The sequence below is a fragment of the Methanobrevibacter sp. genome, from assembly GCF_045644645.1.
Taxonomy (GTDB): domain Archaea; phylum Methanobacteriota; class Methanobacteria; order Methanobacteriales; family Methanobacteriaceae; genus Methanocatella.
On sequence record NZ_JAZRHE010000149.1, the window covers coordinates 1 to 10,104 of the forward strand.

The following is a 10,104-nucleotide window of genomic DNA, read 5'->3' on the forward strand; positions in this document are numbered from 1 at the left end:
TTAATCTCACAAACGGACATCTGAAGGTTTACGTTGACGGCACACTTGTGTTTGACGGCGATGTGGATGACGATCTGTCAAGGATAATCTTTGAAATCATTGAAAAATTCCTCGGCAAACATGAAATAACAATAGAGTTCAAGGACAGTAGCGGAAACACACAAAACCACAATGAAACAATAATAATAGAATTAGATAGATGAATTATTCATCTATTTTTATTATTTTAAAAATGAAGAGGGAAATGATTCTTATGTTCTCTTTAAAAGAAAAATTTAAATTTTCAGATGATGGGATTGATTTTCTTTTCTATAATGATGTGCCGAAGTTATCTACAGTGAATGGTCGATTGTATTAATATTTGTTATTTTGGTCATAATTGCAATTTATCTGCTTAGATTACCTCATGAATTCAAATCTGTAATAATATTCTTGGTAACAATAATTCCTGCATTGCATATCTTAAGTTAGGGATGAATTGCAAGTTGTAGTATGCTTTTGTAAATTGTTATATTTTTGGGGGGTTTTTTTTTTAAATGTTGATTTTAGCAGGTTTTATGAAATTATGGGGCAATATCGGTAGTATTAAAAGATTTTATAAGAAACAGTCTCATAAATCCCTTCCGTGTATACGTAAAATATTGGGGATGATGAAAATATTGAAAAAACATCCAACAAGGTAGAAAATTATTACAGACAGACAAATCATGAAATAATAAGGAAATTATATAAAACTAAAACGGGAATGCATTTTCATACTATCAAATGGAAAAATTGGAGAGAAAAGTCATATAAAAATAAAATACTCCTATAAAATTTCACAGGCTCTTAAATTAATACAATAATTATTTAATTAATTATTTCATAATATTAATTGATGAATGAAAAATTAAGTAAGATATTTGATGTGGGGTTATCCGTTTGGATAATATTGGATCTGATTTTTTTAATCTGTTCTTTAGCTTTTAGTCTATCCACGCAGATATATCATAACTTAATTATTTTTGATACTTTTTTATGTGTCGTTTTACTCAGCGAATTTTTTTCCAGATATTTCAAAGCAGAAAATAGAAAACATTTTTTTATTGAAAACTGGACAGAATTGATTGCAGGCATACCATTTGATTTGATAATGCTGCCGTTTATCGCATATGATGCCAATATGCTGATTGTATTGAAATCCTTAAAATTCATTAGGATTTTAATATTGTGCATACAGCTATTCGAAGTGATTAATGTATTTCTAAAGGATACCTATTTGGATGAGATATTGGGTATTTCTGCATTAATAGTTATCTCATTCACATTAAGTTTGTACCTGTTCGATCCAAGCATGAACAGTCTTTTTGATACATTGTGGTTTGTCATATCCTCCCTTACAACAGTAGGCTATGGGGATGTTTTACCCAATTCGATGATTGGTAGGATAATCAGTTTGATTCTTCTTGTTTTTGGTGTCCTGATTTTCAGTGCAATTACTGCGGCTCTTGCATCCTACTTCAATAAAAAATTATTGAATGAGGGTAGTGAAGAGCTCAAATCAATTCAAGAAAAATTAGATAGTAATGAGCAAGAATTAAGAGAATTAAAGGAAGAAATATCCAAATTAAATAAAAAATTGGATGAAAAGTGATTCAATCAATGGCAACATTTATATACTAAAATAACATATGTTATATTATATAATGCAAATTATATTTTATTTTTCCTGAAAGTATGTTTTAGGCATACCAAAACATTTATATATAAAAAATAACTATTGTTATATAGTGAATATAACACGTGATATATTTTACTGAAGATTAAATTTTTAAGGTGATTATTTTGACAAATAAAAATTATGGATTAGCAACATTAGGTGTACGCGCAGGACAACAACCAGACCCCGCAACTGGGGCACAGGCTGTTCCGATTTATCAGACTACTTCATATGTATTTAAAGACTCAGACGAAGCTGCAAGAAGATTCGCCCTTCAAGAGTTTGGACAAATCTATTCCAGACTTACAAACCCAACCAGTGATGTATTTGAAGCAAGAATTGCCGCTATAGAAGGCGGTAACTCAGGTCTTTCAACATCAAGTGGTCTTGCAGCAATTTCATATGCTATTTTAAACGTAACAGAACCTGGAGACAACATTGTTTCTGCAGACAACCTTTACGGTGGAACTTATCAGTTATTTAATTATACCTTCAAGGACTTGGCGCGTGATGTCAAGTTTGTCAACTCTCAGGACTTGGAGGCTTTTGAAAATGCAATTGATGAAAAAACCAAAGCGATTTATGTTGAATCAATCGGAAATCCAAAATTGGATGTTCCCGATTTTGAAGCATTGGCTGAAATTGCACATTCACATGATATTCCGTTGATTGTAGACAATACTGTTGGTGTAGGATTAGTAAGGCCACTGGAACACGGGGCTGATGTAATTGCCGCTTCAGCCACCAAATATGTTGGAGGCCATGGAACTGCAGTTGGAGGATATATTGTTGACTCAGGTAAATTCAACTGGGGGAACGGCAAATTCAATAATTTCACAAAACCTGATCCAAGTTATCATGGATTAGTATTCTGGGATGCATTTGGAGATGTCCCGGAACTTGGAAACATAGCATTCACTGTAAGGGCAAGAGCAAGACTTTTAAGAGACTTGGGAGCAACCCAGGCACCGGTACACAGCTTCATTTTCCTACAAGGTCTTGAAAGCTTGGATGTACGTGTAAAAAGACATTCTGAAAATGCACTGAAAGTGGCTAAATTTTTAGAATCCCATCCGAAAGTTAAATGGGTAAACTATCCTGGATTGGAATCACACCAAACCTATGAAGTTAACAAAAAATACTTAAAAGATAACTTTGCAGGCATTTTAGGATTCGGTGTTGAAGGTGGAGAGGAAGCAGGAAGAAAAGTAATTGAAAAATTGGAATTATTCTCAATCCTTGCAAATATCGGAGATGCAAAAAGCCTTGCAATTCATCCGGCAAGTACAACACATCAGCAATTAACTCCTGAAGAACAGGAAGCAACTGGTGTGACTCCTGACTTTATTAGACTTTCAATCGGTCTTGAAGATGCAGATGATTTAATTGAAGATTTAAGCCAAGCTTTAGATAGTATCTGAGTAAAGTAACCCTTTACTCACTTAAACTATTTATATGATAATATTTTACTTATAAAAAAAAGATAATTGGGGTATAAAGAATGTATTTGGATAACTCAGCAACTACACAAGTTAGTGAGGAAGTTTTTGAAGAAATGAAACCATATTTCAGAGAGGAGTTTGGAAACCCTTCCACCCTTTACGGAATCGGTCGTGAATCAAAAAAAGCATTAAATCAGGCCCGTCAAAGAGTGGCTGATGCAATCAATGCTAAACCGGAAGAAATTATTTTCACTGGCGGTGGATCAGAGTCTGATAATCTTGCCATTAAAGGCATAGCGTTTAAGTTAGCTAAAAAAGGCAAACATATAATCACAACAGAATTCGAACACCCCGCTGTAAAAGAAACTTTATATTTCTTGGAATCATTAGATTTTAAAGTTACTTATTTGCCGGTTTATGAGAATGGTATCATTAAGATTGAGGATTTAAAAGAAGCAATAACTCCTGAAACAATTTTAATTACTGTAATGCATGGAAACAATGAGATTGGTACAGTTCAACCGATTGAGGAAATTGGTAAAATAGCTCGTGAAAAAGGCATTAAGTTCCACACTGACGCGGTTCAAACCTTTGGTAAAATCCCTGTAGATGTTGAGAAGTTAAACGTAGATCTGCTTTCTTTATCTTCCCATAAGATTAATGGTCCTAAAGGTGTCGGAGCATTATATATTAAAAAAGGAACTCGTGTAACTCCACTTATTCATGGTGGGGGTCAGGAAAGGGGCATTAGGGCAGGCACTGAAAATGTTCCTGGAATCGTTGGATTCGGAAAAGCCTGCGAGCTGGCTTCAAAACAACTTGATGAACATTATGAAAAATTATCTTCAATTAGGGATGAACTGATTGATAAGGTGTTAAATGCAATTCCGGAATCTTACTTGAATGGTGATAAAGAAAATAGACTTCCAAATCTTGTCAACTTCAGATTTAAAGCTATTGAAGGCGAATCATTAATTCTATTATTGGATGCTAAAGGTTATCAGGCTTCAACCGGTTCAGCATGCTCATCCAATAAACTGGAAGCATCTCCGGTTCTAACCGCATTGGGCCTGGACCCTGTTGATGTTCATGGTTCTTTAAGAATATCATTAGCTCCGGAAAGCGATAAGTTTGATGTTGATGAATTTGTAGAAATTCTTTCAGAGGCCGTTGCAAGACTAAGGCAAATGTCCCCTCTTTGGAATCAAGAATTGGATTATGATGGCGTAATGTGTAAAAAACACGGTGATGATTGTAGGATGTGTTAATTATGGATTATTCAGAAAAAGTAATGGACCACTTTGCAAACCCAAGAAACTGCAGAAAGATGGAAGATGCAAATGGTGTTGGGACTGTAGGAAACCCGACCTGCGGCGATTTAATGACAATTTATATTAAAGTTGAGGATGATGTAATACAGGATATATCTTTTCAGACATTTGGCTGTGGGGCAGCTATTGCAACAAGCAGTATGATTACTGAAATTGCCGTTGGAAAAACCCTGGATGAAGCGTTACAAATATCCAGAAACGATGTTGCAGATGAATTGGACGGTCTTCCACCTATCAAAATGCATTGTTCAAACCTTGCAGCAGACGGACTTCAAGCAGCCATTGAAAACTATTATGAGAATAACCAGTAGGTTACAATAATAATAAATACTTTAATGAATATAATATCATTATCTTAATTTAAGGAGATGTTTAATATGGCAAAAATATTAAAGTGTGATGATTGTGGAAGTATTATTAAAGTTTTAGTTGAAGGCGATGAGAAAGTATGTTCTGACCACATGTTTGAATTTCCTGTACAAACTGAAGGAGAAAAAGCTCCCAAACACAAACCTGTTGTAGAAATCGATGGTGACAAAGTCACTGTTAAAGTCGGTGAAGTAGCTCATCCAATGGATGATGACCACTATATCCAATTTGTACTAATCAAAACAGGGTCTGAAAGATACATTAAATATTTCGAACCTGGAGATGTTGCAGAAGCAACTTTCACTGTAAACTCTACCGATGAGTTAGTAGCTTTTGCATCCTGTAATTTACATGGCATTTGGTCAAGCGAATAAAGTTTAAAATTATTTTTTAGACTTCTTTTTTTTCTTATTTTTTCATATAAAAAATTTTAAATAATTCATTTTATATAGTTTATATTGTGTCTAAATATATTAAATTAATAATTTTTATTTTAGTTTTACTTATTATTTCAGCAGCCATTGTCTTTATTGATAGTTCTATCGATAATATGAATAAATTAATGCCGGAAATTAGTGACGGCATTGTCAAGGGAGACAATGATTATAATGAAGCTGTTGATTTGCTAAATGATAAAAATTATAATGAATCAATGAATAAAGCTATTGCAGCTGGAAATAACTATAACGGAAGCTTATCGAAATTGCATATTCTAAAAGATAACTTCACTTCGGATGTAAATAATGTACATAAGGATTATGTTAATAATGCAATTTCAGAATTGGAGTTAAAGTTATTGGCGGTTGATAAACTGAAAGAGTCCATAGATTATTTGGAGTCCCAGTATAATTACACCGGCAGCAATTATGGTTTTGAAGCTAATGATTATATGGACCAAGCAGTTAAGTATAGGGATGCTAGGGATTCGTTAGTTAAGGATAATCCAAATCTGTTTAAAGATAATTTTATTATATGATTGAGGTTTTAGTGTGAAAACAAAATGTCCGAAATGCAGTGGTTTGGGATCAGTTGTTGTGGATTATAAGGAATGTGAAGCCTGTGGAGGAACAGGTTACGAAGATGATGCATTCGATGTAGGAAATCATTTTAAAGGAGTCAATAGTAAAGCAAAGGCTAAATTTGATTTGGGTTCAGACCAGGATATTCCCTGTGAGGCATGCAACGGCAAAGGTCAAGTTGAAGTCTATGATGATTGCCCTCATTGCAAGGGGACCGGTCAAATTAATGTTTGCAGAGATTGCGGAAAACTGATTGATGAAAAATATGATGTATGCACTGATTGTGAAGAAAAAAGAAAGGTTGAAAAAATGAAGCATGATGAATATGTCGCTCGTGAAAATCAAGTTAGAAAAGTGTATGTTTTAGATTCTTTATGTCAAATGAGCGATATGGATAAGGATAAGTTATACAGAGGAAAAATAACTAGAATAGAACGTTACGGTGCTTTTGTATCTTTAAATAAGAATGTCTGGGGATTAATGAGGGGAGATGTTTCCCAATATCATGTTGGAGATGAAATTATTGTTTTCATCACTGCCATCAAATCAAGAGAAGGAAAGATTGATTTGGCTCCAGCTTATGTTGATAAATATAAACTTATCAGATTAACCAAATCAATTCCAAGAACCCTAATTGGGGATTTGGAAAAAAAGATGGGCAAATTGGTTCGCATTGATGGTGAAGTTCAACAAATTCAGCAGACTTCAGGACCTACAATATTCACCATTAATGATGAAAGCGGGGTTACTTGGGTTGCTGCATTTGATAAGGCCGGTGAGAGGTCATATCCTGAAATTGATTTGGGAGATGCAGTCCAGGTCATCGGTGAAGTTAATGAACATGGCGGGAAAACTCAAATCGAATCAAGTTCGATGATCAAATTAAGTCCTGAACAAACTGATAAACTGCATGCGTTGATTGATAATGCATTGGATAAAAGAGCAGAACCTCCCCATGTTGATTTCTTAGTTAAAAGTGATGTTTTAAACAGGCTTAAACCTAAGATGAGGGAAGCAGCCCATAAAATCAGAAGGGCGATTCTTGATGGCAGGACAATCCTGCTCAGACACCATAATGATGCGGATGGTATTTGTGCCGGAGTTGCAATGGAAAAAGCATTAATCCCATTAATCGAAGAGATAAACCCAAGCAATGATGCTCAATATTATTATTTTAAAAGGTCTCCAAGCAAGGCCCCATTCTATGAACTGGAAGATGTAGTTAAGGATTTGTCATTCGCTCTTGAAGACCAGGAAAGGCATGGTCAGAAGTTACCGCTCATTGTTCTTTTGGATAATGGATCTACAGAGGAGGATATTGTTGCTTTAATGCAAGCTAAAATCTATGATATTGAAGTTGTTGTTATAGACCACCATTCTCCGGGGGAATTGTTAACAATCGAGGAAGAAAATGGTGAAATAGTTGGCGCAACTGTTGCTGTTGACGAATATGTTGACACTCATGTGAATCCTTATCTGGTGGGTGGAGATTCACAGCTTACTGCAGGCGCACTGGCTAGCGAGGTTGCACACATTATCAATCCTTCTGTTAAAGATTTGATTGTGCATCTTCCGGCTGTAGCCGCATTGGGGGACCATGCTGAATGTGGTGAAGTTTATCAGTATTTGGAGTTGGCTGCCGAGAAAGGATTTACACGGGAACATTTGGCGCAAATTGCCGAATGTGTCGATTTTGAAGCTTATTTCCTAAGATTCATGAACGGAAGAGGAATCATGGACACTATTCTTGGTGTTGACAATTTGGACAAGCATGATAAGATGATTAATGCATTATATAAGGAATATTTAAAAAGGGTTGATACACAGCTTAAAGCAGCACTTCCAAATATTCAAAAAACCCAATTTGAAAATGGCATTTACTTCAACATAATCGATGTCGAAAAATATGCACATAAGTTCACATTCCCTGCCCCGGGTAAAACCTGCGGTTTTGTCCATGATAGATTAATTAAAGAATTGGGTGAAGATAAACCTATTGTTACATTGGGTCATGGTCCTGATTTTGGCGTATTCAGGGCAACTGATGCAGTAAATGAGGAATATGGATTTAATGTTAATGATGTTGTTTCTGCATTGGCTGAAAGGATTCCGTCTGCAGGTATTGATGGCGGGGGTCATGAATGTGCAGGATCAATAAAATATATTGAGGGGCTTGGCGAAGAGGTTTTATCCCAGGTAGTGTTGGAGATTAAATCAATGTCTAAGAACTAATTATTCTTATTGGATTGTTATGGTTTTTGAAAATTTTTGCCGAAATTGCGGTCACAGAGTCCTTCCGAATGAACCTTTCTGCAATAATTGCGGGGTTAGAACAGGCAATCACAAATCTGATGATTTAATTGTATTCATACCTCCTATTCACAATATCGGTTTTTTTAATTTTGACATTGATTTTTCACCATTCATAGAACAGAATCGGGATGATTATAAGTATGAACTATGTTCCTGCGGCTATTTAAATGAAATAGATAATAAATATTGTTACATGTGTGGAACTAAACGTTCCGAAAGTAGATTGGCCAGAATATTAAAGAATAGGTCCAAACCTTCATATGCTATGGGAAATATTTTGTGTGAATGTGGAAAAGTAAACCCAAAAGAGAATATATTTTGCGATAGGTGCGGAAAACAATTGCGTGTCGATACAGACCCAATACAAAATAATTACAGCAATTTCAATTTGGAATTTGAAGATTCGATATTCTGCTTTTGCGGTGAAGAGAATGAAAAATTTTCCATGTTCTGTAAAAATTGCGGTCTTCCATTAAGAAATTATGGTGTTTTCCCGGAGATTTCAATTTTATGCACCTGTTCTACAATTAATGAAATTACTTCGGATTATTGCACGGAATGCGGGAATAACCTGAAAAAGGAAAATTCAGTTAACATTTGCATTTGTGGTCATAAGAACAGGAAAGGATATAAATTCTGTGAAATATGTGAAAGACCTTTAAATCCATCAAGATTAATCAAATCAAAAATAATCTGTTCCTGTGGGGAGATATTGGATTGGCAAACGGATTTCTGCCATAATTGCGGCAAAAATATTAGAAGGGCTATTATTCGTAAAACTTCTGTTAAAAGTACAATTAAAGAAATTAAAAGTATTTTGAGGTAGTTGGTCATGAAAAGTTGCGATATCTGTGGAACTTTAAACTTCAAGGAAAATAGTTACTGTATACACTGTGGGAACAAATTGATTATGGAGCATGTTTGCCCGCATTGCGGAAATGTAAATCCAGATATTGCAAATTTCTGTGTTAAATGCCACAAACAAATAAATCCTTTATCAATAAATGATTTTGACATGTTATTTAATGAGTATAATGAAAATTTATTGAAAAATGCTACGATTTCTAATGATGAGTACAATGAAATTCTAAAAAACATCTTTGCGAGAGCAAACTATATTGACCTTTATGGAAATAGTGCCAAAGATAAAATTTTGAGACTGGCCGGTGTTTTCACAGAGTGCAGACCCAAATCCAGAGGTTATGAAAGAGGATTTATATTTTTAGGAAATTGCATTTATTATGATGACCGTTTGGATGATTCTATTCAGATTGCAACTGTTATTCATGAATTGGCTCATTATTTATTGTTTAACATTATTGAAAATTTATTGTGTTTTATTTTTAGAGTCGAATCGTCCACTACCTTGCAAAGTTTTGTTTGGTTTTTTTTGACTTTACCCGAATTCAAAATTATGAATGAGTACTGTGCACATACTGTTGAAGGTAGGTTCATCCCCTATGGACATCAGAATTATGGTTCCTTCAATGATTTAATCAGACAGGACAATTATGATAATAGTTCCCTGGATGATATGGTTGTCTTTGGAAATACTTTTTCAAACGAGATAATTGTTTATCTTGAAAAATTTATAGATGAAGATTTACGAGAGGAGATTAAATTACAATATAAGAAAGATCTTAGGAATCCATCAAATGATTCAATACATATTGAAACTAATGATTGTTTGTCTTTGGAGATTAAAAATAGTGTTTTATTAAAATTATTATATGATGTTTCAAAAATAGCGTCATTGGAAGATGCTCGTGAAGAATTAGAGAATATTAAAGAGGGCATAGAAATAAATTAGGTTATTTGTTTTCTTTATCTTTAATAACATCTAATACTTCTTTACCTGTATCTGTTAATCTGTATAATCTTCCTTTACGAGCTTCCTCATTTATACATTCAACAATGTCTTTACTTTTTAA

General features: G+C 34.3%; 10 protein-coding genes and 2 pseudogenes. 11 read left to right on the plus strand and 1 reads right to left on the minus strand.

From position 1 onward, the window contains the following. The 11 genes and pseudogenes from ACKI4K_RS09180 to ACKI4K_RS09230 all read left to right on the plus strand — a co-directional run. Positions 1-203, plus strand: a 203-nt coding sequence (locus tag ACKI4K_RS09180) for a hypothetical protein (RefSeq protein ID WP_407424426.1), incomplete at its 5' end; no start/stop codon positions are given. Between the two features lie 361 nt (positions 204-564). Then, positions 565-814 (plus strand): annotated as a pseudogene (locus ACKI4K_RS09185) (hypothetical protein); the annotation flags it as partial. A 63-nt stretch (positions 815-877) separates the two neighbouring features. After that, positions 878-1,633, plus strand: a complete 756-nt coding sequence (locus ACKI4K_RS09190) for an ion channel (protein WP_407424428.1) — start codon at positions 878-880, stop codon at positions 1,631-1,633. A gap of 188 nt (positions 1,634-1,821) precedes the next feature. Beyond that, positions 1,822-3,120: an O-acetylhomoserine aminocarboxypropyltransferase/cysteine synthase family protein gene (locus ACKI4K_RS09195; RefSeq protein ID WP_407424444.1), complete on the plus strand. Its 1,299-nt coding sequence runs from the start codon at positions 1,822-1,824 to the stop codon at positions 3,118-3,120. An 80-nt stretch (positions 3,121-3,200) separates the two neighbouring features. Beyond that, the gene (gene nifS, locus ACKI4K_RS09200) at positions 3,201-4,409 is read left to right on the plus strand and encodes a cysteine desulfurase NifS (RefSeq protein ID WP_407424430.1); all 1,209 of its coding nucleotides are present in this window, start codon (positions 3,201-3,203) and stop codon (positions 4,407-4,409) included. Between the two features lie 2 nt (positions 4,410-4,411). After that, positions 4,412-4,783, plus strand: a complete 372-nt coding sequence (gene nifU / locus ACKI4K_RS09205) for a Fe-S cluster assembly scaffold protein NifU (protein ID WP_407424432.1) — start codon at positions 4,412-4,414, stop codon at positions 4,781-4,783. Between the two features lie 66 nt (positions 4,784-4,849). Next, the gene (locus tag ACKI4K_RS09210; RefSeq protein ID WP_407424434.1) at positions 4,850-5,215 is read left to right on the plus strand and encodes a desulfoferrodoxin family protein; all 366 of its coding nucleotides are present in this window, start codon (positions 4,850-4,852) and stop codon (positions 5,213-5,215) included. An 86-nt stretch (positions 5,216-5,301) separates the two neighbouring features. Further along, positions 5,302-5,817 (plus strand): hypothetical protein, encoded by a 516-nt coding sequence (locus tag ACKI4K_RS09215; RefSeq protein ID WP_407424436.1) that lies wholly within the window; start codon positions 5,302-5,304, stop codon positions 5,815-5,817. Between the two features lie 13 nt (positions 5,818-5,830). Beyond that, positions 5,831-8,092: an OB-fold nucleic acid binding domain-containing protein gene (locus tag ACKI4K_RS09220; protein WP_407424438.1), complete on the plus strand. Its 2,262-nt coding sequence runs from the start codon at positions 5,831-5,833 to the stop codon at positions 8,090-8,092. A 19-nt stretch (positions 8,093-8,111) separates the two neighbouring features. Then, the gene (locus ACKI4K_RS09225) at positions 8,112-8,999 is read left to right on the plus strand and encodes a double zinc ribbon domain-containing protein (protein WP_407424440.1); all 888 of its coding nucleotides are present in this window, start codon (positions 8,112-8,114) and stop codon (positions 8,997-8,999) included. A gap of 6 nt (positions 9,000-9,005) precedes the next feature. Beyond that, positions 9,006-9,983 carry a double zinc ribbon domain-containing protein gene (locus ACKI4K_RS09230; RefSeq protein ID WP_407424442.1) on the plus strand — a complete coding sequence of 326 codons (978 nt, stop codon included), beginning with the start codon at positions 9,006-9,008 and terminating at the stop codon, positions 9,981-9,983. A gap of 1 nt (position 9,984) precedes the next feature. On the opposite strand, the pseudogene ACKI4K_RS09235 reads toward ACKI4K_RS09230, so the two are convergent. After that, positions 9,985-10,104: pseudogene (locus ACKI4K_RS09235) on the minus strand (transcriptional regulator); the annotation flags it as partial.

Bases quoted from the DNA above. Each gene is read 5' to 3' on its own strand.
- ACKI4K_RS09190 (WP_407424428.1), top strand. From the start codon at position 878: ATGAATGAAAAATTAAGTAAGATATTTGATGTGGGGTTATCCGTTTGG.
- nifS (WP_407424430.1), top strand. From the start codon at position 3,201: ATGTATTTGGATAACTCAGCAACTACACAAGTTAGTGAGGAAGTTTTT.
- nifU (WP_407424432.1), top strand. From the start codon at position 4,412: ATGGATTATTCAGAAAAAGTAATGGACCACTTTGCAAACCCAAGAAAC.
- ACKI4K_RS09210 (WP_407424434.1), top strand. From the start codon at position 4,850: ATGGCAAAAATATTAAAGTGTGATGATTGTGGAAGTATTATTAAAGTT.
- ACKI4K_RS09225 (WP_407424440.1), top strand. From the start codon at position 8,112: ATGGTTTTTGAAAATTTTTGCCGAAATTGCGGTCACAGAGTCCTTCCG.
- ACKI4K_RS09230 (WP_407424442.1), top strand. From the start codon at position 9,006: ATGAAAAGTTGCGATATCTGTGGAACTTTAAACTTCAAGGAAAATAGT.